Below are 22690 nucleotides of genomic sequence, written 5' to 3'. Positions count from 1 at the left end.
CAATTGCTTGATTAATTTTTTGTTTTGGGCATTCACATAAGTTTTCTCCGTTTCATATTTTATTTGTAGGCAACACACATAAAGGAGGCACGTTCTACATGAAAAGAAAAGGAAAATGGCTACTGTCAGCTTTCATTATCTTTACACTTCTCTTTCCCCTTGCCGCATGTGGTAAAAAAGAGACCGTTCAAACCATCCGTATCGGTGAGGTCACGAGGTCCTTATTTTACGCTCCGCAATATATCGCCATTTCAGAAGGTTTTTTTGAAGAGGAAGGACTACAAGTTGATTTAAAAACAACATGGGGCGGTGATAAGACCATGACCGCTTTACTATCAGACGGAATTGATGTCGCCTTAGTCGGCTCTGAAACATCCATTTACGTTTATGCCCAAGGTGCCAATGACCCCATTATCAATTTTGCGCAACTGACCCAAACAGATGGAACGTTTTTAGTATCACGTACTCAAGTTGACAACTTTACGTGGAATCAGCTAAAAGGTACAACTTTTCTCGGTCAGCGAAAAGGCGGGATGCCGCAAATGGCAGGGGAATTTGTCCTAAAAAAACACGGCATTAATCCGCAACAAGATTTAACACTCATCCAAAACGTCGATTTTGCTAATATTGCTAATGCCTTTGCCTCTGGAACAGGCGATTATGTACAGTTATTCGAACCGACCGCTAGTATTTTTGAAAAAGAAGGAAAAGGTCACATCGTCGCTTCATTCGGAGAGGAATCTGGTCATATCCCTTATACTACGTTCATGTCTAAGCAAAGCTTTTTGAAAGAGAACCCAGAAGCTGCAGAGAAATTTACGCGAGCTATTTATAAAGCTCAGCAATGGGTCGATTCCCACAGCGCAGCAGAAATCGCTCAATCGATTCAAAGTCAATTTCAAGATACACCGATGGACATTATAGAAACCGTCATTAACCGCTACAAAGCACAAGGCTCCTATGCCATAAATCCCATTTTAGATGAGAACGAATGGAACAACCTTCAAAACATTATGAATGAAGCTGGGGAGCTGCCAAAAGAAGTCACTCATGACACACTCGTCAACACAGCGATTGCCGAAAAAGTAATGGGTGAATAAGGAGGAGGAAAACATGGCAACATTGCGGATTCATCGGGTGAATCATACGTATTTTACAAAAAAATCCGCGACTACTGCCTTAGAGGACATTAGCTTAACAATTGAAGAGGGAGAATTTATTTCGTTTCTCGGTCCAAGCGGCTGCGGAAAAACGACATTGCTCTCGATTATTGCCGGGCTCATCACACCAACAAAAGGCACTGTCACGCTGGACGGACAAAACATTCATCGCATGAAGCCAAGAATCGGCTATATGCTGCAGCAAGACTACTTATTTCCATGGAAGACGATTAAAGAAAACGTGATTATCGGTTTAAAAATGAGAAAAGAATGGTCGAAAGAAAAAGAAAAAAAGGCGCTTGAGCTGTTGGAGCATATCGGCTTAACAGGCGTTGATACTGCTTATCCGCGCCAGCTTTCAGGCGGCATGCGCCAGCGCGTGGCTCTCGCTCGCACACTCGCGATTGATCCTCACATTTTACTGTTAGACGAACCGTTTTCTGCCCTCGACTTTCAAACAAAACTGAAGTTAGAGGAACTAGTTCCCCGCACTTTACGTTCGTTCGGAAAAACAGCATTATTGGTGACACATGATATTGGGGAGGCTATTGCAATGAGCGATCGTATTTTTCTCTTTTCCGCCAAACCCGGAAAAATTGCTCAAACCTTTACTGTCCCAAAAGAATTAAAAACATTGTCACCGTTAGAGGTTCGACAGCATCCGTCTTACCACACGTTATTTCAGCGTATATGGAAGGAGCTGGATACCCTTGAAGCCAAAACACTCCCAAACCCTCCTTCATAAACAATATTTAAAAGGCATACAACGAGAAAAGCGAATCGTTCTGGCCTGGCAATTACTGCTGTTCCTTTCGTTTTTTATCGGATGGGAAACCGCTTCTCAAAAAAATTGGATTGACCCGCTCATTTTTAGTTCCCCCTCTAAAATTTGGACTCTTTTTCTTCAAAAAGCTGGGGACGGTTCCCTCTTTGAACATGTACAAATTACATTATTTGAAACACTTTTAGGCTTTTTATTAGGGACAGTTGCCGGAATTGCCCTTGCTGCCATGCTATGGTGGTCACCGCGCCTTGCCAATATTTTAGACCCATACCTTGTTATTTTAAATGCTATGCCAAAGGTGGCCTTAGGCCCTATCCTCATCGTCGCCATCGGTCCAGGATTTTTCTCGATTTTAACAATGGGCGCCATTATTTCAGTCATTATCACAACCATTGTTGTCTATACGGCTTTTAAAGAAGTAGACCCCAACTATTTAAAACTGCTACAAACATTTGGCGCCTCGAGAAATCAAACTTTTAAAGACGCCGTGCTCCCAGCGTCCTTCCCCGCCATTATTTCCACTTTTAAAGTAAACGTCGGGTTATCATGGGTAGGAGTAATCGTCGGCGAATTTCTCGTATCCGGCAAAGGGCTTGGTTATATGATTATTTATGGCTTCCAAGTATTCAATTTTACGCTTGTCCTTTTAAGCCTTATGCTAATTGCTGTCTTAGCCACCATTATGTATCAATTTGTCGCCTATGTCGAAAGAAAGCTAATTAAGAGTTAAACTTCTTCAAACAAGGGACTTCTACTACGACTGAAAAGACTAAAAATAGACCGCTTATGAGAACTCCAGTTATTACCGAGTTTTCATAACGGTCCATTTTCTATGGTCTTCTCTTTAATTGATCATCTGACGGGACTTAATGTACTTGAGGACATGTTGCAACACATTGTCTTTCATAATAAAACTAAAGGACTCATTTTCTCTCACATCACGAGGTAACTCATTCAATAAGACAGGCCCTTTCGTTTCTAAATACGTATGCCGTTCCACAAGTTCTTTTATATGTGCAAAATAAATGCTTTTAATAATAGTCTTATCGCGACTAGCGACTTTGTATTGGCCAATATACGTTAAACCTTCTACGATTCCACCCGTTTCCTCTAGCACTTCTCGAACGGCTGCTTCTTTCGTTGTTTCCCCATCTTCTACCTTTCCTCCGGGAAATTCCCATCCTCTCGTTGAATGATTTGTTAATAACCATTGCTGCTTATATCGACAAACGACCCAAACGTGACGGGGAGTTTTGGAGAACGGCTCACTATCAAGAGAGAGAAACACTTGATTGTTGTAGGCGTCTTTAAAAGTATACATATCGTCTTCAAACTCCCATTTATTTTTATCCCGCTCTAATGTTTAGAGCTCCCCTCCTCCATTAATAAGGGATGTATACACTAGGTATGAACGGGGCATCCCTTTAAAAGTTCCGCTTCATCTCTATCTTTATTTTAAAGTCCTTTACACGAAAAGCAACAATGTTTATGAAAACTATCGTATGAAAAAAGATGAAAAGGACCTGAACAGCCATTTTAAGCTATTCAGATCACCATAACGCTCCCTTATTCTTCTGTTGAACTTTGCGACAAAATCCCCATACTATGAATATGCGCTTTTACTTCATCATCGCCCAATTTGTACAGCACCTCATAAATTTTGACCATCGTTGCATCATAACCGTCATTTGGACGGTCATAGTGGTATTGGACATACGGAACGTGCGCACGCCAAAAGCTTTGCCAATCACTCGAATACCCTTGATCAAAGTACTCTCTTAACTGCGTAATTTCATCATCTGTCGCTTCAATCTTAAAATTCCATTCAGACACCGATTGAAGTTGAGATATCTCACCCGTTCCTACCGTCACATAGTACGTTTTTTTACCATTATCCATAAAACCAGCTCCCCACTCAAGATGTTTTACCTTTCTTATCCCTCTCATCTAGAAATTTATTCATGGGAAGCCTTTTCCGAATCTTTACTTCATCGTGGAAACCTTTCCAACGTTTCACTCACTTAATACGATTTTTTAAGGACTCAATTGCCTTGAGAAGGAAAGCTGGAATAGGTAAACCAATCATTCCTGCATTTTCTGTGATCGAAATAATTTCATTCACAATGTAAAATAAAATCGTTGTATCTCTAATAAATGTTGGTTCCCATAAAAGTGTGTCTAAAAAATTGGCCACCGCGACAATCATAAACATCGCTACCTTTTGGGCAATTCCTTTAAAACCGACTTGGCTGGCAAGATTTTTCTCCACAAAAGCCGCCATAATGCCTGTTATATAATCGATCACCGTCAGCGCCACTAAAACCATTAGTAAATAATCCCATTCTCCAAAAAGAAAAGGAGTAAAAGATCCTAGACCGGCTACACTAAACAGGAGGTACTTATTCACATAAAACCTCTCCTTCATTAAAGTATCGCAGGTTCACACAGCTTAATACATTGTATGATGCCGTTGTACAATGTGTTTGTATCCTTTACTAAATTCCGACACTTTTCCCTATGGAAAGGAGAAACTAATGGATTGGATTCATGTGCTTTCTCACCAATTTTCTGGAAAATTTTCAAGAGATGACGAAGATATTGATGCTTTTTCCTTCTCTTATTTAAACGAAATGAACGAAACAGAGCTATTTCAACTCATTGAAGGCATGGAACATGAAGCACTCATTCGTATGGTTCATTTATATATTCAAAAGCAGTTAACCGAACAACTATCATGAAAGTGATAGTTCCCTTTCATGCGCTGCTTGCTATCATATTCCAAACAGCATAAAACAGCCCGCCACAGTTGGGCAGGCTGTTCTTTTTATTTATTTTCCCAAAAATGAATTTAACATCCAAAGGTGTTTTTCTAAACTTTTATGAATAGCCAGCAACATGTCTCCCGTTGTTTCATCGCCGGCTTGTTCAGCCGCTTCCATTCCTTCTTTTAATTCATGAGTTAACGATGTGAAATCTTCGACTAGAACACCAACCATGTCTCTTGCTTCTTCTTGTCCTCTCGCTTCTTGAACAGAAGACATCTCCAAACAATCTTTCATTGTTGCAACCGGCTGCCCCCCAAGTGCAAGAAGTCGTTCTGCTAAGTCATCAATGTATAAAGCAGCCTCGTTGTACAACTCTTCAAACTTTTCATGTAACGTAAAGAATTGCTCACCTTTTACATACCAATGGTAATTATGCAACTTTATGTACAAAACACTCCAGTTAGCAATCTGTTTATTGATGATATTTGTTAAATTTGTAGACATTTTCACTCGCTCCTTTCATGTTAATTAATACCCCTTTTCCGCGTTTCAAAACCATTTTGTCGCAAAGCTCATGCTATACTATAACCAACAAAGGGGGCACAGTATGTATACGGTCTTAGTCATCTGTATTGTCATTGTTATCGTTATTTTATTATTGAGTGTACTGACCACCTCTAAAGCTTACAATTATAAGCATTCGGTCGATTCACTTGAGGATAACCCTCATCTTCCTTCTGACAAGCAACACAACCAATCTGATCTTTCTAGAACAAAAGGATAATGTTGCTGACAGAGCAAAAAAAGACGGGCGGCTTATAAAAGCCGTCCCGTTCTTATCCAAATACTTTTGCTAAATCTTCTTTATCTTGCTCAAGCCAAAAACGCATTAAGCGCTTTGCCCCTTCTAAGTCATGAAGCTTCGCTTGACCACATTGTGTTTCATTAGCTGCAGGAATTTCTGTAATTTCAACAGCATCTTTTAACGTATCATCTAATAAATCAATAATTTCCCGTACAGTCGGCTCTCCGCTCACAACTAAATAATAACCTGTTTGGCAGCCCATTGGGGAAACATCGATAATATCAAAATGATCATATTTTTCTACATGCTTACGAATGTTGAACGCAAGTAAATGCTCTAATGTATGAATAACATCAGGCTTCATCGCCTGTTTGTTTGGCTGGCAAAAGCGAATATCAAATTTATTAACGACTCCGTCGCTCCCTACTTTATGAACACCGCAATGTCTAACATAAGGGGCTTTTACCGCCGTATGATCCAATTCAAAACTTTCAACTGATGGCATAAAATCCACTCCTTTTTCTTATCTCCTTCTATCATACACTTAATTCCGATTTATTTCATCTACTTTGTATGAATTAAATTTTTCCTTTTTGTTTGAATAATCGTATCCAATCTTTTATAGTGTACTTACTAACTAGACGAAGGAAGGTTGCCTTATGCTGTTATCGAAATTACTGACAGGATCCATTCGGTTTTATCAAAAGTTTATTTCGCCGTTAAAACCTCCTACTTGCCGGTTTTATCCGACCTGTTCCCATTACGGACTGGAAGCCGTCCAACGGTTCGGTCCGCTTAAAGGAAGCTGGCTAACCATCAAACGGATTTTAAAGTGTCACCCATTCCATCCAGGAGGAATTGATCCTGTACCAGAAAAAAAGTCAAATCATGATTAATACGCTTTACGATTGTTTTTTATACCCATCAACGACTAAATCCAACTTCCCGTTTTCCGGATTAATAATCAGTCCATGAACCGGTACACGCTTCGGAAGAAGGGGATGATTTTGGATGGTATCAACACTATGTTTAACACTCTCTTCTACACTACTAAAACCGCGCAACCAATTCTTTAAATCAATTCCTGAATATTTTAATGTAGAGAGCACCTCTTCGGTCACATCTTCTTCCAACATCTTACGTATAATTTCATCTGCTTCAATTTTCCCCATTCCGCAGTCATAGTGACCGATTACGCATACTTCATCCGCATTTAACTCATACACAGCAACTAAAATGCTTCGAATAATACTTCCAAACGGATGCGCTACAATCGCTCCGGCATTTTTAACGATTTTCACATCCCCATTTCGTAAATTCATGGAATGTGGCAATAATTCTACCAGTCTTGTATCCATACAAGATAGAATGACAAGCTTCTTATCCGGAAATTTTGTCGTTTGATACTTTTCATATTCTTTCCCGCTTACAAATTGTTCATTAAATGATAAAATCTCCTGCAATATAGACATCCATCTCCATCCCCTTTTCATAAAAATTAACAAATATTGATACTATTATATAAACTACTTGCTATTTTCACAATTTTTTTATATTATGTAACAGTTAAATCGTAATGATTCTTATTTATTGGAGGTAAACTATGAAACAAGTGCCTGTTACAGTGTTAAGCGGCTATTTAGGTGCCGGGAAAACCACTTTATTAAACCATATTCTACATAACCGAGAAGGCTTAAAAATTGCTGTCATTGTCAATGATATGAGCGAAATTAATATTGATGCCGACTTAGTGAAACGAGATGGTTTTTCAAGAACAAATGAAAAACTCGTTGAAATGCAAAACGGCTGTATTTGCTGTACATTAAGAGAAGATTTAATGCAAGAAGTAGAACGACTCGTCGATGCTGGAGATATTGACTATATTATCATTGAATCGTCCGGTATTAGTGAACCAATTCCAGTTGCTCAAACGTTCACTTATATGGATGAAGAGCTAGGAATTGACTTGACGAAAAAATGCCGATTGGACACGATGGTGACGGTTGTGGACGGCAATCGTTTTTGGAATGACTTCGCTTCAGGAGAAAGTCTCCTTGATCGAAAGCAAGGAACAGATGAACAAGATACGCGTGAAGTCGTCGATTTGTTAATCGATCAAATCGAATTTGCCAATGTCCTCTTACTGAACAAAGTAGACTTATTGACAAAAGAAGATGTCACAGAGCTTGAACAGTTGTTGAAGAAGCTCAATCCAGACGCCCATGTCATTATGACATCCCATAGTAAAGTACCTCTTAATCGAATTTTAAATACTGGCTTGTTTGATTTCGATAAAGCGAGCCAAGGGGCTGGCTGGATTAAAGAACTGAATGAAGAACATACTCCTGAAACAGAAGAATACGGCATTTCTTCTTTCGTTTACCGAAGACAGCGGCCGTTCCATCCTGAACGTCTAATGAACTGGCTTGAACAATGGCCTGTTGATGTTGTCAGGGCAAAAGGATTTTTCTGGCTGGCATCACGAAATGACATGGCTGGTCTTCTTTCGCAAGCTGGCACATCGATTATGATCCAAGGAGCAGGCGAGTGGGTAGCCGCTTATCCCGAAGCAGAACGCATCCAGACGCTACAGGAAGAACCGGAACTGAGGAAGAAATGGCATGAAGTTTTTGGCGATCGCATGAATGAGCTCGTATTAATTGGTGTCGATATGAATAAGCATGAAGTGGAAAATTCACTCGATGAATGTTTACTAACCGACGAAGAAATGACACAGGATTGGTCTACTTTCTCCGACCCACTCCCTCCTTTTTCCATTTCTTCTTAATTTTTTAGTTTTCAAATCGTAACAATTACGATATAATTGCATGTGGATTTAATAGATATAGAGAAAGACAGGAGGAGAAAACATGAACATAAAAGCAGGTTTCATGGCAGCCACGTTGATTCTCACTTCTTTTCTTGCCGCATGCGGAAGCGAAAGTGCAAGTGGGACAGACAGCAAAGAAGCTAACGATGGTACTTTACAAATATATACAACTATCTTTCCTTTACAGGATTTCACAACGAAAATTGGGGGAGAACATGTGCAAGTTGAAAGTGTCCTTCCACCAGGAGTAGATGCTCATACGTTTGAACCTACTCCGAAAACAATGGTGAACTTAGCACAAGCAGATGCTTTTATTTATTCTGGTGTAGGTATGGAAGGGTTTGTCGAGTCCGCAACAGACACACTGAAAACAGAAGACGTCAAGCTCGTCGCAGCTGGAAACGGCATTGAACTTGCTGAACATGCTCATGAAGAAGGAGCAACTGAGCATGAGGAACACGCTCATGAAGAGGAAGCCGCTGAACATGAGGAACACGCTCATGAAGAGGAAGCCGCTGAACATGACGAGCACGCTCATGAAGAAGAAGCCGCTGGACATGACGAGCACGCTCATGAAGAAGAAGCCGCTGGACATGACGAGCACGCTCATGAAGAAGAAGCCGCTGGACATGACGAGCACGCTCATGAAGAAGAAGCCGCTGGACATGAGGAACATAACCATGGAGACACAGATCCTCATATTTGGTTAGACCCTATTTTAGCGGTGACTTTGGCAGAAAACATTAAAAATGTGCTAGTAGAACTAAAGCCAGAAGCAGCAGAAGAGTTTGAAGAAAATTTTCAGGTATTGAAAAAGAGCTTAGAAGAATTGGATCAAGAGTTCACTCAAATTATTGATGCAGCACCTAAAAAAGAAATTTTAGTGGCACATGCCGCTTACGGTTACTGGGAAAAACGCTATGGCATTGAACAGCTAAGCATAACTGGTATATCACCAACAAATGAGCCTTCCCAAAAAGAATTGCAAAACCTTGTATCTACGGCAAAAGAACACGATATTAAATACGTCATCTTTGAACAGAACGTGCAGCCAAAAGTTGCAGAGATTATAAAGAGCGAAATTGGGGCTGATTCATTAACATTACACAACCTTGAAGCAGCAACAGAAGAAGATCTTCAAAATAACGAAGACTACTTTTCTCTTATGAAGAAGAATCTCGAAACACTTAAAACCGCTTTACAGTAAAACATAAAAAAACAGCTTGCCTGCGCAAGCTGTTTTTTTATTTCATCTTATATTTTTTCATGAAGCGTTCCGCACGTCCGTCACGATCCGCAAATTTTTGTCTTCCTGTATAGAAAGGATGAGTATCAGAGCTTACCTCCACTTTCAAAAGCGGATACGTATTGCCATCTTCCCATTCAATGGTCTCTTGCGAAGTTTTCGTCGAACCTGTTAAAAATTTATAGCCGCTGTTTACGTCCATGAAGACAACTTTTTGGTAATTTGGATGGATTCCTGGTTTCAATGCAATCTCTCCTTTTTAATATGATAGAACTATTATAAAACGTAATGATTACTATTATCAAATTTTACGTTCGTCATTTCCATGCATAATATGTGGTAAAAAGTGGACAATAAGGAACAACAGTACTTTATTGGAAAGGTGAATCTCAATGGATCATTTAGTCCTTGCACGTTCAATGTTTGGCATGACCATGGCATTTCATATCATTTTCGCCACATTAGGAGTAGGTATTCCCCTCATGGTTTTATTTGCCGAATTGCTTTACTACAAAACGAAAGATAAAGATTATGCCATCATGGCAAAGCGCTGGACGAAAGGATTTGCCGTCTTGCTTGGAGTAGCAATTCCTACTGGGACCATCGCCGGTGTTCAGCTTAATCTTCTTTGGCCTGGCTTCATGGAAGTCATCGGAAAAGTTATGGCTCTTGCCTTTCAAATTGAAATTTATGCTTTTTTTATTGAAGCGTTGTTTATGTCCATTTACATTTATGCAGCCGATCGTATTTCCCCTCTTATGAGAATTGTCAGTGTCACGATGGTCGCCATTGGAGGCGCTGCTTCCGCCATCCTTATTACAAATGTTCATGCATTTGAAGGGACGCCTGCCGGTTTTCGAATTGAAAACGGAGAAATTGTCGATGTGGACCCATGGGCCGCATTTTTTAATCCAAGCTTCGCTGTTTCAGCGGGACATGTAGTCGTGTCAGCGTTTATGACGGGAGCGTTCGTTCTTGCGTCCATTTCGGCTTATAAAATGCTTCGCTCCAAAGCAGAAACAAAAGTGTATAACTTTTATAAAAAAGCCCTTTTGTTAACATTAACAGCAGGCTTTGTCTTCTCCCTTCTGACCGCACTAAACGGGCATGAATCCGCTCAGTTGCTACATGAGTATCAGCCTGAAAAATTGGCAGCTGCGGAAGGATTGTTTGAAACGACAGATTATGCGCCCCTCGCGATCGGCGGTTTCACAGACCTTGAAACAAAAGAAGTGAAGTTTGGTATTGAAATTCCATGGGCGCTCAGCTTCCTGGCCGGAAATCGTTTTGATACGGTCGTCGTCGGACTCGATGACTTTCCAGAAGAATATTGGCCTCCCTTATTTGTCCATACACTATTCAATGGGATGGTATTGATTGGATCTGCTCTCATTGCTTTAGCGATGTTCGGACTGTTCTGGTACAAAATTTTAAAGCGAAACGTCTTTCCAAAATGGCTCATGTGGCTGTATGTTGCATCAGGCCCTCTTTCTGTGCTGGCAATTGAATTTGGTTGGGTTTTTGCTTGTACCGGAAGACAGCCTTGGGTTATTTATCGCATCATGAAAACGTCTGAAGCAGTGACGACCTCATCCGATCTAGGTTTATTGTTTACCCTGTTTTTAATCATTTACATCATTTTAGGGGTAGCCGTCATACTCGTTTTAAAATATTACTTTAAACGCCACCCTGTTTCTAAAGAATTAGAAATGAAAACTAGTTCATAAGGAGGTGTCATTGTAAGATGATGACTGAAGCATTACTCGCCATCTCAGTATTATGGGGCTTCATCTTCATTTATGCTGTAATGGCAACAATGGATTTTGGAGCCGGATTTTGGTCTATGGTCTACATTAATCGTGAAAAAACAAATGCCACTACCATTGCTAATCGCTATTTATCCCCTACATGGGAAGTCACTAATGTATTCATTGTCGCTATTGTCGTAGCGTTGTTTACTTTTTTTCCTGGGGCAACCTTTACATTAGGGACCGTGCTGCTCATCCCGGGGAGTATCATTTTATTATTGCTGTCGATTCGAAGTGCTTTTTTAGTATTCTCTCACATCGCAAAAGATTACGAAAAAGCCCTTACTTACATTTCCGGAATATCCGGTATTCTCATTCCAGCTTTTTTAATTTGTGTGCTTCCCATCACGCACGGAAACTACATTGATAACATTGAAGGCACCGAAAAGCTAAACTTAATCACGTTATTTACAAGTCCTAACGTCTATGCCTTTATCGGGTTTGCCATCAGCTCCACATTGTTTTTATCTTCGCTTCTTTTAGCGGATTATTCGAAAGTATCCGATGAGTTTGAAGCCTATCACATCTACCGGCGGGATGCCATCATTTTAGGCCCAATCGCTTTGCTCATGGCCTTCTTGATTATGCTCACTATGCGCCGAGAAGCTTCCTGGCTTTATGATAACATGATGGACATGAAAGGCTGGCTTATTGCTTCTGCCCTCATGTTTATCGTAACAGGAGGCGCCTTATTCATTCGTACCTCCAAAGCGATTGGAATGCCAAGGTTAGCGGTCATTTCGACCGTGATTCAATACTTTCTGGCAAGCTATGCATACGGAAAGTCGCATCTTCCGTTCGTTGTCTTCCCTAATGTGACAATTGAGTCTGGCTTTACGCACCCCGCCACGTTTCGTGCTTTGTTCATTTCGTACATCGTTGGCTTCGTCATCTTATTTCCAGGGTTCATCTACTTTTGGAAGCTATTTATGAAAGATCGGAACTATTTGAAAAATAAAATATAAAACAACATAAAAAAGGCAACTCAAGCGAGAGTTGCCTTTTTTCCTATCCATTTTTCACCACTAAGGCTACAAATAGCCACATTTTCAAAAAGTTTGAACCGTCATCTTTTCAATAAACTCTTTTGCAAATTGACGGCATTGTTCAATATCTTCACCGTAAGGGGCATTTTCAATTTTGAGCCCCTCCATTACTAGCTCGCCGCCTTTTTCTACAATTCGCTCTTCTAATAAATCAACCGCTGCACAAAAATGCTCATATGCTTGATCACCAGATCCAAAGACCGCCATTTTTTTCCCGCTTAAATCCATTTGTTCCATCTCATCGTAAATATCTAGAAATTCATCTGGAAGTTCTCCGTCTCCCCATGTATAAGCTCCGAGTAAAATCGTATCATAAGTCAGCATGTCTGATGCATCTGCATCTAAGGCTTCCAAGCGATCTACTTGTATTCCTTCACTTTTGAAGCTTTCTTCAATTAAATCGGCGATTGCTTCTGTATTGCCCGACATACTCGCATATAATATTAATGTTTTCATAATTCGTTCTCTCCTTCTCTATATACATTTCACTTAATAATTCGACACAGCTTCATTTGATTCAGGAACATTTTCAATGGTTATTCAGACCACTTGACTGGGCCCTCAAAGGTTCACCTAAGCGGATGGCACCACCCCCCGCAAGAGGGGTGTCATCCGCTTAAATCTAGAAAATTAAATTAATCTTGTCTTTTTATAGCCCATTGATTGCTCAAATGTGTTTTTGATTAAGCTTAGAAATTGAAGTGATTCCTCATATTGAAACGATTCGGTGTGAACTTCATGCTTCTCTCCTGTCATAAGACAGCAAAATTCAATGGAATCAGGGGTTTGCTGAAACGCTTCCTTGCAAAACACCATGACAAGATGAATGAACGCATTTCGAACTTCTTCGCTATCATCCAGCATAAACTTTTTAATCTTATAAGACGTATCTGTCCATTCTCCGATATCAATTTCAACCGACAAATCAATTCCAAGTCCTGGTACAGCTACTTTGTATTTATCGTATAAAAAGAGGCGGCGTCACAGATGAACACGTTCCCAACTCTTGCAGCAAATAGTCCGTCACTTTCGCCAACACTAAATAATAATGGGCTTTAGACTGAAACCAAGAAACCTGAATCCTGCTCCACTGATTCTCAATCAATCTCAAAATTGATAACGCAGTTCGTTGCGGTACCGGAAGTCCATAATAGCCTTTAAGAATTTGTTTGATTGCTATCTTCACTGCCATATCCCACGTCATGCTGTTTTGTCTTTTATGTAGAAATTGTTCAAAGAACGTGTTAGGTGAATGAATGAATTGTTCTAAATGTTCGTTTGAAATGGTTTTTACATGAACTTTAACGGGTTCCAACATTTTTATCACAACCTATAACGATAATCATTATCAATGAATAATAAAAAGAAAAGAGCTTTCAGGCATCTTTTTTAATGATTTTGTGAATGGCGCTCCAGGAATGTTTTACAAAATAGATGGGCTTTTCTTGTTTTTTCGCTTTTTCTTTAATGACTTTCGCCATGTTATGGTTAATAAAGTCTGTAATGACTAAAATAAACTCTGTATGTTCAGGGATTTCTCGCTTCACCATGCTTGATTTTCTTCCATCCAGATGAATAATATCTTTATACCCTTCATTCTCTAAACGATCTGTAATATGCTTCAACCGATCTCCGCCTACTACCATTATTGAAGACATTGTCTTCCTCCTCGTTCATCTTATTTTGGTTTTTTATATGAACATGATGTGTATTCAATTATTATGACTATACTTATAAGATAATTGAGAATGATTCTCTTTGTCAACATTTAATTGATAAAAATTCTCATTATCAATTATTTATTCCCTTCTCCAGCTAGGCACAACGCCGCTATTTTACCTATACTCTTCTCAATTCGCAGGATAACGTACACTTTCATCATAGGGATTTCCCTTCATTCGCCCCTTATGACTCATCAGTTGGAAGTTGTAGGTTCACTGCTCGTTAATACGGCATAAATAAATGAAAAAAGGTGAGACTAAACAAGGCAACATACATAAAGGGGGATTGATGAATCCATGAACCGTGATAGTTTAGTGAATTCATTTAAAAGCGAAGTCGAAAAATCGGATCAGTTTACCTTTCCAATTTGTGTTGATTCTTTCACAAATCTATGGCAATACGAATTTGGATCACTAGATGATTTACCAAGTGAAATTGACGATATGATTGCTCACCGTGCCGTCGAACTTGGGTTAATGGAAATGGAGTAATGAAAAAGGAGACCAGCTCGGTCTCCTTTTTCGTCATTTCATTCGTCTTTCGCGTCGTTCTTTAGAAGAAGCATAAAGAGCTTTTTCTTCTTCTGTTTCTGGTACAACCTTTGGCACCGGATGAGCATTTCCTGCTTCATCCACCGCTACCATTGTTACAAATGAAGTCGTAGTTAATGTTTTCTCTTCTGTTTTCCAATTTTCCCTATGAACACGTACATACACTTCCATAGAGGTAGTACCCGTTCCCGTTACAAATGATTCAAGTGTTAAAATATCTCCAGCTTTGACCGGCGACAAAAAATCAACTGAATCAATAGAAGCGGTCACCACCGTCGAACGTGAATGCTTCATCGCTGAGATCGCAGCAATCTCATCCACATAAGCAAGCACCTTCCCGCCAAATATAGTACCTAAATGATTCGTATCAGGCGGTAGCACCAATCGCGTTTGAACCACTTTAGATTCACTCATCGGTTTTTCTAGCTGCACCTTCGTCCATCCTTCCTTACAAATCATCAAACCCGTTTACGTCTGATGCTTTTGTGTACTGTCTGGATTTTTGCTCGAAAAAGTCCGTTTTCCCCATATCTACTTCCTGATACGCGATAATCCAGCGGAGCGGATTATGAATCGGAGCGTCTGGAAAGACCATTCGGCCAAATCCTAACTGATTGCAACGTTTATTCGCCATATACTGAATATACTGCGTTAACTCTGGCATTGTTATTCCGTCGAACTTTTCACCAATGACTTCTCCAGCCCATTCAATCTCTAAACGTGCCGCTTCTTTGAATGTATCAATAACAAACTCTTCTAATTCAGAAGTGTTATATTGAGGATGCTCATTTAATACTTCCTTAAAGATTTTCTCAAACAACCCTACATGAATTTGCTCATCGCGATTAATGTAGTTAATCATTGTAGAACTGGCAAGCATCTTTTGATTTCGGGCCAAATTGTAAAAGAACGCAAAACCGCTGTAGAAAAACAATCCCTCTAAAATAATATCAAATACGATCGACTTTAAGAAGCTTTCGACTGTTGGTTCCTCTGCAAATTGTTCATAACCACTCGTCACAAAATCATTTCGTTCCTGCAAGCTTTTCTCTGTTCGCCAATATTCAAATACTTCATCCTGCTTCGTCTTTGAAACAAGACTTGATAAAACGTACGAATAACTGTGATTGTGAATAATCTCCTGCTGAGCCAACATAATCATGAGGGCATTAATGGATGAGTCGGTAATGTAATCAGCCGCTTTTTTCGCATAATCGGACTGAACGCTATCCAATAATGCTAATAATCCAATAATCTTTAAAAAGCTTTCTTGTTCCTCTTCTGTCAGCAATTGAAATTGCTTAATATCTTGCCCCATATTAATCTCAAACGGAGTCCAAAAATTTGATAGCATCCGTTTATATTTAGGATACGCCCATGAGTAGCGAACATCATCCCAGTTTAAAATATTGGAGCTTCGTCCATTAATAATACTTGTCGAACGATTGGGCGCCTGTTTATCCATTAAAGTTCGTTTCATTAACGTCGTCATCATTTTTCTCTCCTTTAACTATGGCAGCTTTCACATTCTTCAATAATCTCGCTTGACGTTGATCGCACATAATACGTCGTTTTCAGCTTATTTTTCCAAGCTGTCATATGCAAATCCAACAGTTCTTTCGCCTTAATATCATTCCGGACATATAAGTTAAACGAAATTGCTTGGTCAATATGGCGCTGACGTTTTGCATTTTGCAAAATGCTCCATTTTTGATCGATATGATAAGTTGATTTATAGTACCAATTCGTTTCGGCATTCAAATCGGGAGCCGTCACTGGGATTTTATAATTTTTCTTTTCCTCCGAATAAGATTTACGGAAAATCGGATCAATGCTCGCTGTTGAACCCGCAATAATTGAGGTAGACGAATTTGGAGCGACCGCCATCAAATAACCGTTACGGATGCCATGCTCCTTCAAGGCTGTTTGCAGTTCTTTCCATCGCTCTGATACATAGCCTCTTTTCTCAAAATAAGCGCCAGTCTCCCATTCAGAACCTATAAATAAAGGATAGGAACCTTTTTCTTTTGCTAAATCACAACTAGCTGCAATGGTTAAAAATGCAATTTCCTCATATAGTTCATCTGCATACTGAACTGCTTCATCACTTTCCCACTGAATACCTTTTAACGCTAAAAGGTGATGCCATCCAAACGTCCCAAGTCCTCACTATATTCAAATAAGGCCGCTACTCCTTATCCCGTTCTTTTATGAACTGCTGCATGTCACCATACAGATTAGACCATATCACGATCTCTTTCCTAAGAGATCCCCTGCGTTTCGAACACCAATCGCTTGTGTTCTACTCTACTCCCTTCCATCTTAAAGATGTGGTTTCGATGGTCGTTAGGCATTTATTCTCTCGATTGATTTGTATTGATAATTGGGGAATTTATCATCTTTAATACGCTTTCTGATAGTCGCTCTTGATAGCCCTATACACGTAAAACAATTAGAAATACTCATGTATTCTATTCCGTCCACAATAATTTCACAACGGTTGGGCATATTTTTTTTCATAGTTTCTACCGCTTCCTTTGGCTTGGGCTTTCCTTTATTAGGACAAATCCATCCCTCTACTTTTTTCTGTTCATACAACGCTTGCCTCTTTTCTTTCCAATCAGCAGCATGAGTTTTACCGTAAATTGCATATATTCCCCGCATACTTTCACCTCCTTTATATTATTTTGTCTTCAATCGAGAAAAATTTAGCACGGGATTGTCTTCTTTCGAAGAGTTTCCCCGTTTAACAGGGTTTTCTTAATGAATTGCTTCATTAAGCCGCTAGACTATTAACGGCACGGTATTTCTGATTAGTTATCTGTGCCTGTAAGACAGGAATACTATTTAAATCAATCACATTATCCAGCATGCGAATTTCAATTGGGATTAAGCGTTCCAACACATCTGCTGGAACAGCACGTCCTAGATTAATAGATGAAAGGTTGCATGTCACAAAGTCTCCCGGTTCGCGCACAATAACCACTTTACCATCTTCTGTAATATACTCCTCTGTCACTGATGTTGCCGATGTATTTTGACAAATCTCTGTACATAAGTTTGATGCATAAATCATACCCTTATGCTTGTTTGGATTTTGGCGATTCACTTCATCACGGTACATCATATAGGGTGTTCCTGTTTCAAGTTGGGAAATCATGATTCGTTTCATAATTTCTATAGCTGGTACAACATCCCATAATAATCCCTTTTCTCCAAATTTCCCTTCTTCAGCTGCATGCACACACTCCATATATTTAGTTCGGAAGTTTCCTCTTCCTTCTTCCTCATCATAGTAATCTTCCAAACTAAACCCCATCACGTTGCGAATCGTGTGAGGATCAAATATATACCACTCTTCGCGCGCCTCTACTTTTTCCATAAATAAATCTGGAATGCATACTCCTGTGAATAGATCGTGAGTCCGCTGACGTTCATCGCCATTATTTAATCTTGTATCTAAAAACGAGAAAATATCTTTATGCATCACGTCAAGAAAAACAGCAATCGCTCCCTGTCTTTGACCTAACTGATCAACACTAACCGCAGTATTGTTAAGCTGCTTCATCCATGGAATTCAAAATTGTTACTCTTCATTTTAAAAATGAAGGGATAGGTCATTTCTGCCTATCTCTCTATGTCGCCATAGAGTTCAGACTATATCATTATCCATTATTTAAATGGATAGGCGGATCGGATTATAAAATTACTTTCATAACCACCTAGTCGTTGAACCTTCTTCCCAAATCAACTTAGGAAGCTTGGCTGCTGATTAACCGCAATCTCGGATTTTTAGGGGTCAATACGTCATTACTGCGTATCATCCTACCTTGATATACTCGGTCTTTCCAGCAATTGACCGCCTTTTTATACAAACATTACTGCCTGCAGGCGCTATTCCTTAACGCCACTTGAAACCCCTTTAAACCCTTTAATATCACTTCCTCGGCTTCTTACCTTGCCTAGATATGCGCCGATACCTCCACCGTTTTTACTAACAGTCGCAATATCTGTATTGCTATCATAAATTCCTCTCAAACTATCATCAACTGTATCGATAAAGCAGCTTGATAGTTGCCCGTAGCTTTTTCCTGCATTCGCCAATGTCGGTGTGGCCACAGTCATGTATAAATTAGAAAGAGCCCAGTAAGCTTCTTTAATCAGTTCAATTCGCTTATCTTTGGACTCCTTCATCATTAACGCCATCGCAATGATTAAAAAACGTTCTTGCGGCAGTTCGTAAATTTCTCCGCTATGCGATTTAGCCAAGTAACGGTCCGCTAACGTTAACACCCCGATGTATGTAAACAAAAGATCCCGCTCCGGCACGATAATTCGTTCAAGCTCTTCCATCTCTTCCTTCGAGTATTCCTGCAACAGCTTTTCACTGTAAATGCCTGTATTCGTCAATGTTTGAATCAAGCTGTAGAGTGAACCGTATTTTTGTTGAACATCATAGCCTCTCGAAACAGAAGCTTTTTTATAAAGCTGATCTAAATAAATTTTTGCTGCGGCATATGTCCATTTCGGCTCATCCATCGAGATTCGTTCTAAAGCAGATAATATAAGTAAATTGCTAACTTGTTCTTCTGTCATTTCTTGGCGATGTGCTACAGCCTGTCCAATCTTTTCGTTGTATAAAGAAAAATCTAATTCAGGAAATGATTGTGCCAATTCCTCTAAGTAGATTGTTAGATGTTCGCTGTGCGGTGCATATGTGTTTTCCAAAACATTCCCTCCCTATTAATAAAAAAACGCCCATCGGATTTCGATGAGCGGATAGAATGAAAGGACAAAATGATGCACGCGGCACCTTTTGTACTCGCATTCTATCCTCTCAATTCCCGAAGAAGATAGTACGATATGAAAATAGGCAGGTCTCCTGACTTATGCATCATCTTACTTTAAGGCCTTCCCATGAAGCTGCTTCACAGTGGTTTCCTTATTTCATCAGCAATTACAGTTGCGGGGACAGTTCTGGATTCTCACCAGATTCCCTTTTCAGTTGCGGTCGCAACACCTATTTCACCGAGTAACACAATATGTTGTATTTTTTATTTTTAAAAACAACTATATCTTGTTGTCTTGTTTATTATAAAGGCAATTTTTACATCTGACAACCATTTTCTCACTTTCCCTACTTTAAATTAAAATGCAATTTTCGACAAGAGGGGAGCACAAAACGACCATTTATTCTGTATGAGTAGGCAGTAAAACCTTCACTCCAACGTCCTGAGTAATCAAAAGCATCGAAGTAAAAGAGGACGAAATCCCCGCCAATGGACGTTTCCTTTAGTAGCGCTTATATTGTTTTTGATTATATGTAACACGCGTCAAAACATCTCGATTTATGTCTACACCGATTCCCCTTCCTGATGGAACGACGATACTTCCGTCTTGCACCGTCACTTCTGGAAGGATTACATCTTTCTCCCAATAGCGGGATGATGCAGAAATATCGCCAGGAATTGTAAAACCCGGCAGAGAGGCAAGCGCAATATTATGAGCACGTGAAACGCCTGATTCAAGCATTCCCCCCACCCATAAATCGACCCCCTCATTCCAGCACATATCATGAATACGCTTCGCTTCCGTTAACCCTCCGACTCGCCCCACTTTCACATTGATAACGCGGCAGCTCCCTAGCTCAATCGCTTTACGCGCATCATCATACGAAACAATGCTCTCATCTAAGCAAACAGGTGTTTCAAGCTGCTTTTGCAGTTTGGCATGATCAACAACATCATCAGACCCGAGCGGCTGTTCAATCATCATAAGGCCAAATTCATCTAAACGCTTTAGTTGTTCAATATCTTTTAATGTGTAAGCCGAATTGGCATCCGCCATCAAAGGAAGAGAAGGGTATTCCTTACGAATTTGTTTAATCAATTCATAATCATAGCCCGGTTTAATTTTCACTTTAAACCGCTTATAGCCATCTTGTAAGTGCTGTTCAATCTTTTGAAGCATAGCTGAAATGGTATCCATTCCAATGACGACTCCTGCTTCAATTTTATCTCTTGTTCCGCCCATCATGTGCGCAAGAGATATCCCTTTTTGTTTCGAAAACAGGTCCCACATTGCACTATCAATCGAAGCTTTTGCCATATGATTTCGTTTCACAGGTGCAACTATCGTCTGAATCTCTTCGGGGCTTATAATCGGCTGACGAAACAAAGCGGGAATTAAGAACTGATCAAGCATATGAAAACATGTCTCAATCGTTTCCTCCGTATACCACGGAGTCGAAAAGGCGACAACTTCTCCCCATCCGGTCAGGCCATTTTCATTCTCTACTTCCACTAACATCATATCCCGCTGTTGAACCGTTCCATAACTTGTTACAAAAGGTGTCAATAAATCCATAGAAATAAAATGCAGCGTCACGCTTTGAATGTTCATTTACTTCTCCTCCTTTTGGATGAAGGAAGACAATTGACGGCGCACAAGCTTGTTTGAAGCGTTGCGCGGCAGTTCATCGACAAAGAAGATCGCATACGGGACTTTATATTTCGCCAGCCGCGCCTCACAATATTGTTTGAGTTCCTTCTCTGTTATCGTTTCATTCTTCTGCCTTACCACGAATGCGTACGGAACTTGTCCCCATGCTTCATGTTTTACTCCCGTCACCCCCGCCTCCATCACGAGAGGATGAGTAAGAAGAACCGATTCAATCTCTGCAGGGTAAATGTTTTCTCCCCCTGAAATGATTAAATCAGAACGGCGGTCCAATACATATAAAAAGCCGTCTTCATCTATATATCCGATATCACCTGTATGAAACCATTCACCGTGAAAAACTTGTTCAGAAGCCTCCGGACGATTCCAATAACCTTTCGTCACATTGGGTCCTTTCACAACAATTTCTCCAGGCTCCTTCGCTTTTGCTGTTTTCCCGCTCTCTGTTTGGATTTGCACTTCACAAGGAAATAACGGCTTGCCGGCAGACCCTAGCTTGGAGAGACTGTATTCTGGCGGAAGGGTTACCACTTGAGAAGCGGTTTCTGTCATACCATACGTTTGATAGACAGGAATATTGAAATCCGCACATGACTGAAGAAGTGACAATGGTGCTGGTCCCCCTCCTAGCAGCATACAACGAAAAGACGGAGGATACTTCTTTCCTTCCATCTCATCGACCATTCGAGAAAGCATCGCCGTCACGACAGAAGCAATGGTCACCCCTTCATGGTAAATCGCACGATTAGCCAGAGCTGGGGCAAATTTTTCGTGCAGGACCACTTTTATTCCATAAATAACGCTTCTCATCAAAATGGAAAGGCCGCTAATATGAAACAGCGGCACAGCACAAAGCCATGCATCTTTTTCATGCAGTCCTATGTTCAACGCTGATCCCATCGCACTCCACCAATGATTTCCGTATGTTTGCATAACTCCTTTCGGATACCCTGTTGTACCTGATGTATACATGATGGTATCAACGTCATCCAATTCAAATATCTGCATCCAATCAAACGTTTGTTTAGATGCTTTTTTCACCTGACTGAAGGTATACACTGTCGTTTTTCCCTCAATTGAAAGAACTTCAGCCATAGCATTAAACTCTTCGCTTACGAGTAACACTTTCACATTCGCATCTTGAAGCTGAAATTGAATTTCACGAGAAGTAAGACGTGTATTGAGTAGCACTGTCCGAACCCCTATGTATTTCATCGCATGAATGAATATAACCATCTCAAGACTGTTTGAAGCTAAAATGGCAACAGTCTCTTCCTTTTTCATTCCTAAAGAAACACAACGCTCGGCTAATGAAAGGGCTTGTTGATGAAGTTGCCGAAACGTGACGTCACCTTCTGAAGACGAAACAGCGACCCGATCCGGCGTTAAATACGCACGTTGCATTAGCCAATTTGGAATGGTTTGATGATTCATCTACTGTCATTCCTTTCACTCATCGGTTATAGTTGATCGCGAATCCATCTCGCTCACACTTCGATTTCCTTCTAAAAAAA

At 40.1% G+C, this 22690-nt stretch carries 27 protein-coding genes, 3 pseudogenes and 1 riboswitch; of the genes and pseudogenes, 11 read left to right on the top strand and 19 right to left on the bottom strand.

Translation table 11 applies throughout. The features are described from left to right. Window positions 1-98: 98 nt before the first annotated feature. The 3 genes from ACXAEO_RS01460 to ACXAEO_RS01450 are packed head-to-tail and all read left to right on the top strand — an operon-like array spanning window position 99 to window position 2674. The gene (locus ACXAEO_RS01460; protein ID WP_474877090.1) at window positions 99-1100 is read left to right on the top strand and encodes an ABC transporter substrate-binding protein; all 1002 of its coding nucleotides are present in this window, start codon (window positions 99-101) and stop codon (window positions 1098-1100) included. A 13-nt stretch (window positions 1101-1113) separates the two neighbouring features. Then, window positions 1114-1905, top strand: coding sequence for an ABC transporter ATP-binding protein (locus ACXAEO_RS01455; protein ID WP_474877087.1), 792 nt, complete (start codon window positions 1114-1116; stop codon window positions 1903-1905). Then, the gene (locus ACXAEO_RS01450; protein ID WP_474877085.1) at window positions 1871-2674 is read left to right on the top strand and encodes an ABC transporter permease; all 804 of its coding nucleotides are present in this window, start codon (window positions 1871-1873) and stop codon (window positions 2672-2674) included. The genes ACXAEO_RS01455 and ACXAEO_RS01450 overlap by 35 nt, the downstream gene beginning before the upstream one ends. A 114-nt stretch (window positions 2675-2788) precedes the next feature. Here the strand turns inward: ACXAEO_RS01450 and ytkD are convergent, their stop codons facing one another. The 3 genes from ytkD to ACXAEO_RS01435 form a co-directional block, all read right to left on the bottom strand. Further along, entirely contained in the window at window positions 2789-3265 is a 477-nt protein-coding gene (gene ytkD, locus ACXAEO_RS01445; RefSeq protein WP_474877083.1) for an RNA deprotection pyrophosphohydrolase, read from the bottom strand. A 245-nt stretch (window positions 3266-3510) separates the two neighbouring features. Beyond that, window positions 3511-3843 carry a hydrolase gene (locus ACXAEO_RS01440; RefSeq protein WP_474877081.1) on the bottom strand — a complete coding sequence of 111 codons (333 nt, stop codon included), beginning with the start codon at window positions 3841-3843 and terminating at the stop codon, window positions 3511-3513. A 118-nt stretch (window positions 3844-3961) separates the two neighbouring features. After that, on the bottom strand, window positions 3962-4351 hold the full coding sequence (locus ACXAEO_RS01435; RefSeq protein ID WP_474877078.1) for a phage holin family protein: 390 nt from the start codon (window positions 4349-4351) through the stop codon (window positions 3962-3964). Between the two features lie 127 nt (window positions 4352-4478). Here ACXAEO_RS01435 and ACXAEO_RS01430 point away from each other — a divergent pair, with 127 nt between their 5' ends. Further along, window positions 4479-4682 (top strand): DUF6154 family protein, encoded by a 204-nt coding sequence (locus tag ACXAEO_RS01430; protein ID WP_474877074.1) that lies wholly within the window; start codon window positions 4479-4481, stop codon window positions 4680-4682. 90 nt (window positions 4683-4772) lie between these two features. Here ACXAEO_RS01430 and ACXAEO_RS01425 read toward each other — a convergent pair whose 3' ends face one another. Continuing rightward, a complete protein-coding gene (locus ACXAEO_RS01425; protein WP_474877072.1) occupies window positions 4773-5213 on the bottom strand; it encodes a Dps family protein in 441 nt (146 codons plus the stop codon). A 103-nt stretch (window positions 5214-5316) separates the two neighbouring features. Between ACXAEO_RS01425 and ytzI the strand changes: the two genes are divergently transcribed. After that, complete coding sequence (gene ytzI, locus ACXAEO_RS01420) at window positions 5317-5493, top strand: YtzI protein (RefSeq protein ID WP_474877070.1); 177 nt, start codon at window positions 5317-5319, stop codon at window positions 5491-5493. 52 nt (window positions 5494-5545) lie between these two features. Here the strand turns inward: ytzI and ACXAEO_RS01415 are convergent, their stop codons facing one another. Continuing rightward, window positions 5546-6019: an S-ribosylhomocysteine lyase gene (locus tag ACXAEO_RS01415; protein ID WP_474877068.1), complete on the bottom strand. Its 474-nt coding sequence runs from the start codon at window positions 6017-6019 to the stop codon at window positions 5546-5548. Between the two features lie 154 nt (window positions 6020-6173). Between ACXAEO_RS01415 and yidD the strand changes: the two genes are divergently transcribed. After that, complete coding sequence (gene yidD, locus ACXAEO_RS01410) at window positions 6174-6410, top strand: membrane protein insertion efficiency factor YidD (RefSeq protein ID WP_474877066.1); 237 nt, start codon at window positions 6174-6176, stop codon at window positions 6408-6410. A gap of 6 nt (window positions 6411-6416) precedes the next feature. Here yidD and ACXAEO_RS01405 read toward each other — a convergent pair whose 3' ends face one another. Further along, window positions 6417-6986 carry a beta-class carbonic anhydrase gene (locus ACXAEO_RS01405; protein ID WP_474877064.1) on the bottom strand — a complete coding sequence of 190 codons (570 nt, stop codon included), beginning with the start codon at window positions 6984-6986 and terminating at the stop codon, window positions 6417-6419. A gap of 131 nt (window positions 6987-7117) precedes the next feature. Here ACXAEO_RS01405 and ACXAEO_RS01400 point away from each other — a divergent pair, with 131 nt between their 5' ends. Then, window positions 7118-8302: a GTP-binding protein gene (locus ACXAEO_RS01400; RefSeq protein ID WP_474877062.1), complete on the top strand. Its 1185-nt coding sequence runs from the start codon at window positions 7118-7120 to the stop codon at window positions 8300-8302. An 82-nt stretch (window positions 8303-8384) separates the two neighbouring features. Then, window positions 8385-9551: a metal ABC transporter solute-binding protein, Zn/Mn family gene (locus ACXAEO_RS01395; RefSeq protein WP_474877060.1), complete on the top strand. Its 1167-nt coding sequence runs from the start codon at window positions 8385-8387 to the stop codon at window positions 9549-9551. A gap of 37 nt (window positions 9552-9588) precedes the next feature. Here the strand turns inward: ACXAEO_RS01395 and ACXAEO_RS01390 are convergent, their stop codons facing one another. Beyond that, window positions 9589-9834 (bottom strand): type B 50S ribosomal protein L31, encoded by a 246-nt coding sequence (locus ACXAEO_RS01390; protein WP_474877057.1) that lies wholly within the window; start codon window positions 9832-9834, stop codon window positions 9589-9591. Window positions 9835-9982: 148 nt separating this feature from the next. Between ACXAEO_RS01390 and ACXAEO_RS01385 the strand changes: the two genes are divergently transcribed. Continuing rightward, window positions 9983-11317: a cytochrome ubiquinol oxidase subunit I gene (locus tag ACXAEO_RS01385; protein WP_474877055.1), complete on the top strand. Its 1335-nt coding sequence runs from the start codon at window positions 9983-9985 to the stop codon at window positions 11315-11317. A 20-nt stretch (window positions 11318-11337) separates the two neighbouring features. Continuing rightward, window positions 11338-12363 carry a cytochrome d ubiquinol oxidase subunit II gene (locus ACXAEO_RS01380; protein ID WP_474883890.1) on the top strand — a complete coding sequence of 342 codons (1026 nt, stop codon included), beginning with the start codon at window positions 11338-11340 and terminating at the stop codon, window positions 12361-12363. 84 nt (window positions 12364-12447) lie between these two features. Here the strand turns inward: ACXAEO_RS01380 and ACXAEO_RS01375 are convergent, their stop codons facing one another. The 4 genes from ACXAEO_RS01375 to ACXAEO_RS01360 all read right to left on the bottom strand — a co-directional run bounded on the left by ACXAEO_RS01375 (window position 12448) and on the right by ACXAEO_RS01360 (window position 14102). After that, window positions 12448-12900, bottom strand: coding sequence for a flavodoxin (locus ACXAEO_RS01375; protein WP_474877053.1), 453 nt, complete (start codon window positions 12898-12900; stop codon window positions 12448-12450). Between the two features lie 174 nt (window positions 12901-13074). After that, the gene (locus ACXAEO_RS01370) at window positions 13075-13368 is read right to left on the bottom strand and encodes a hypothetical protein (protein ID WP_474877051.1); all 294 of its coding nucleotides are present in this window, start codon (window positions 13366-13368) and stop codon (window positions 13075-13077) included. 34 nt (window positions 13369-13402) lie between these two features. Next, window positions 13403-13762: a hypothetical protein gene (locus ACXAEO_RS01365; protein WP_474877049.1), complete on the bottom strand. Its 360-nt coding sequence runs from the start codon at window positions 13760-13762 to the stop codon at window positions 13403-13405. A 58-nt stretch (window positions 13763-13820) separates the two neighbouring features. Then, window positions 13821-14102, bottom strand: coding sequence for a DUF2325 domain-containing protein (locus tag ACXAEO_RS01360; protein WP_474877047.1), 282 nt, complete (start codon window positions 14100-14102; stop codon window positions 13821-13823). Window positions 14103-14462: 360 nt separating this feature from the next. Between ACXAEO_RS01360 and ACXAEO_RS01355 the strand changes: the two genes are divergently transcribed. Continuing rightward, window positions 14463-14657 (top strand): hypothetical protein, encoded by a 195-nt coding sequence (locus tag ACXAEO_RS01355; RefSeq protein ID WP_474877045.1) that lies wholly within the window; start codon window positions 14463-14465, stop codon window positions 14655-14657. 33 nt (window positions 14658-14690) lie between these two features. Here ACXAEO_RS01355 and ACXAEO_RS01350 read toward each other — a convergent pair whose 3' ends face one another. The 8 genes and pseudogenes from ACXAEO_RS01350 to ACXAEO_RS01315 all read right to left on the bottom strand — a co-directional run bounded on the left by ACXAEO_RS01350 (window position 14691) and on the right by ACXAEO_RS01315 (window position 22610). Continuing rightward, on the bottom strand, window positions 14691-15131 hold the full coding sequence (locus ACXAEO_RS01350; protein ID WP_474883887.1) for an acyl-CoA thioesterase: 441 nt from the start codon (window positions 15129-15131) through the stop codon (window positions 14691-14693). Window positions 15132-15165: 34 nt separating this feature from the next. After that, complete coding sequence (locus ACXAEO_RS01345) at window positions 15166-16212, bottom strand: ribonucleotide-diphosphate reductase subunit beta (RefSeq protein WP_474877043.1); 1047 nt, start codon at window positions 16210-16212, stop codon at window positions 15166-15168. Between the two features lie 11 nt (window positions 16213-16223). Further along, window positions 16224-16883, bottom strand: a pseudogene (locus tag ACXAEO_RS01340) (ribonucleoside-diphosphate reductase subunit alpha); the annotation flags it as partial. A 180-nt stretch (window positions 16884-17063) separates the two neighbouring features. After that, window positions 17064-17381: a hypothetical protein gene (locus ACXAEO_RS01335; protein WP_474877041.1), complete on the bottom strand. Its 318-nt coding sequence runs from the start codon at window positions 17379-17381 to the stop codon at window positions 17064-17066. Between the two features lie 130 nt (window positions 17382-17511). Continuing rightward, a pseudogene (locus ACXAEO_RS01330) lies at window positions 17512-18294 on the bottom strand (ribonucleoside-diphosphate reductase subunit alpha); the annotation flags it as partial. Window positions 18295-18620: 326 nt separating this feature from the next. Next, window positions 18621-19445 (bottom strand): annotated as a pseudogene (locus ACXAEO_RS01325) (ribonucleotide reductase N-terminal alpha domain-containing protein); the annotation flags it as partial. Window positions 19446-19572: 127 nt separating this feature from the next. Next, window positions 19573-19756, bottom strand: a riboswitch (cobalamin riboswitch). A gap of 253 nt (window positions 19757-20009) precedes the next feature. Continuing rightward, complete coding sequence (menC, locus tag ACXAEO_RS01320; protein WP_474877038.1) at window positions 20010-21119, bottom strand: o-succinylbenzoate synthase; 1110 nt, start codon at window positions 21117-21119, stop codon at window positions 20010-20012. Further along, the gene (locus tag ACXAEO_RS01315; RefSeq protein WP_474877035.1) at window positions 21120-22610 is read right to left on the bottom strand and encodes an o-succinylbenzoate--CoA ligase; all 1491 of its coding nucleotides are present in this window, start codon (window positions 22608-22610) and stop codon (window positions 21120-21122) included. Window positions 22611-22690: the final 80 nt, after the last annotated feature.

It is taken from the genome of Bacillus sp. ABA4_010 (assembly GCF_056159105.1).
Note: the sequence above shows the minus strand (reverse complement) of the source record. Positions and strands in the feature narration are given on the sequence as shown.

Excerpts from the sequence above, each read along its gene's own strand:
- ACXAEO_RS01460 (WP_474877090.1), top strand. The coding sequence starts at position 99 with ATGAAAAGAAAAGGAAAATGGCTACTGTCAGCTTTCATTATCTTTACA.
- ACXAEO_RS01455 (WP_474877087.1), top strand. The coding sequence starts at position 1,114 with ATGGCAACATTGCGGATTCATCGGGTGAATCATACGTATTTTACAAAA.
- ytkD (WP_474877083.1), bottom strand. The coding sequence starts at position 3,265 with ATGTATACTTTTAAAGACGCCTACAACAATCAAGTGTTTCTCTCTCTT.
- ACXAEO_RS01440 (WP_474877081.1), bottom strand. The coding sequence starts at position 3,843 with ATGGATAATGGTAAAAAAACGTACTATGTGACGGTAGGAACGGGTGAG.
- ACXAEO_RS01430 (WP_474877074.1), top strand. The coding sequence starts at position 4,479 with ATGGATTGGATTCATGTGCTTTCTCACCAATTTTCTGGAAAATTTTCA.
- ACXAEO_RS01425 (WP_474877072.1), bottom strand. The coding sequence starts at position 5,213 with ATGTCTACAAATTTAACAAATATCATCAATAAACAGATTGCTAACTGG.
- ytzI (WP_474877070.1), top strand. The coding sequence starts at position 5,317 with ATGTATACGGTCTTAGTCATCTGTATTGTCATTGTTATCGTTATTTTA.
- ACXAEO_RS01415 (WP_474877068.1), bottom strand. The coding sequence starts at position 6,019 with ATGCCATCAGTTGAAAGTTTTGAATTGGATCATACGGCGGTAAAAGCC.
- yidD (WP_474877066.1), top strand. The coding sequence starts at position 6,174 with ATGCTGTTATCGAAATTACTGACAGGATCCATTCGGTTTTATCAAAAG.
- ACXAEO_RS01405 (WP_474877064.1), bottom strand. The coding sequence starts at position 6,986 with ATGTCTATATTGCAGGAGATTTTATCATTTAATGAACAATTTGTAAGC.
- ACXAEO_RS01400 (WP_474877062.1), top strand. The coding sequence starts at position 7,118 with ATGAAACAAGTGCCTGTTACAGTGTTAAGCGGCTATTTAGGTGCCGGG.
- ACXAEO_RS01395 (WP_474877060.1), top strand. The coding sequence starts at position 8,385 with ATGAACATAAAAGCAGGTTTCATGGCAGCCACGTTGATTCTCACTTCT.
- ACXAEO_RS01385 (WP_474877055.1), top strand. The coding sequence starts at position 9,983 with ATGGATCATTTAGTCCTTGCACGTTCAATGTTTGGCATGACCATGGCA.
- ACXAEO_RS01380 (WP_474883890.1), top strand. The coding sequence starts at position 11,338 with ATGACTGAAGCATTACTCGCCATCTCAGTATTATGGGGCTTCATCTTC.
- ACXAEO_RS01375 (WP_474877053.1), bottom strand. The coding sequence starts at position 12,900 with ATGAAAACATTAATATTATATGCGAGTATGTCGGGCAATACAGAAGCA.
- ACXAEO_RS01365 (WP_474877049.1), bottom strand. The coding sequence starts at position 13,762 with ATGTTGGAACCCGTTAAAGTTCATGTAAAAACCATTTCAAACGAACAT.
- ACXAEO_RS01360 (WP_474877047.1), bottom strand. The coding sequence starts at position 14,102 with ATGTCTTCAATAATGGTAGTAGGCGGAGATCGGTTGAAGCATATTACA.
- ACXAEO_RS01355 (WP_474877045.1), top strand. The coding sequence starts at position 14,463 with ATGAACCGTGATAGTTTAGTGAATTCATTTAAAAGCGAAGTCGAAAAA.
- ACXAEO_RS01350 (WP_474883887.1), bottom strand. The coding sequence starts at position 15,131 with ATGAGTGAATCTAAAGTGGTTCAAACGCGATTGGTGCTACCGCCTGAT.
- ACXAEO_RS01345 (WP_474877043.1), bottom strand. The coding sequence starts at position 16,212 with ATGATGACGACGTTAATGAAACGAACTTTAATGGATAAACAGGCGCCC.
- ACXAEO_RS01335 (WP_474877041.1), bottom strand. The coding sequence starts at position 17,381 with ATGCGGGGAATATATGCAATTTACGGTAAAACTCATGCTGCTGATTGG.
- menC (WP_474877038.1), bottom strand. The coding sequence starts at position 21,119 with ATGAACATTCAAAGCGTGACGCTGCATTTTATTTCTATGGATTTATTG.
- ACXAEO_RS01315 (WP_474877035.1), bottom strand. The coding sequence starts at position 22,610 with ATGAATCATCAAACCATTCCAAATTGGCTAATGCAACGTGCGTATTTA.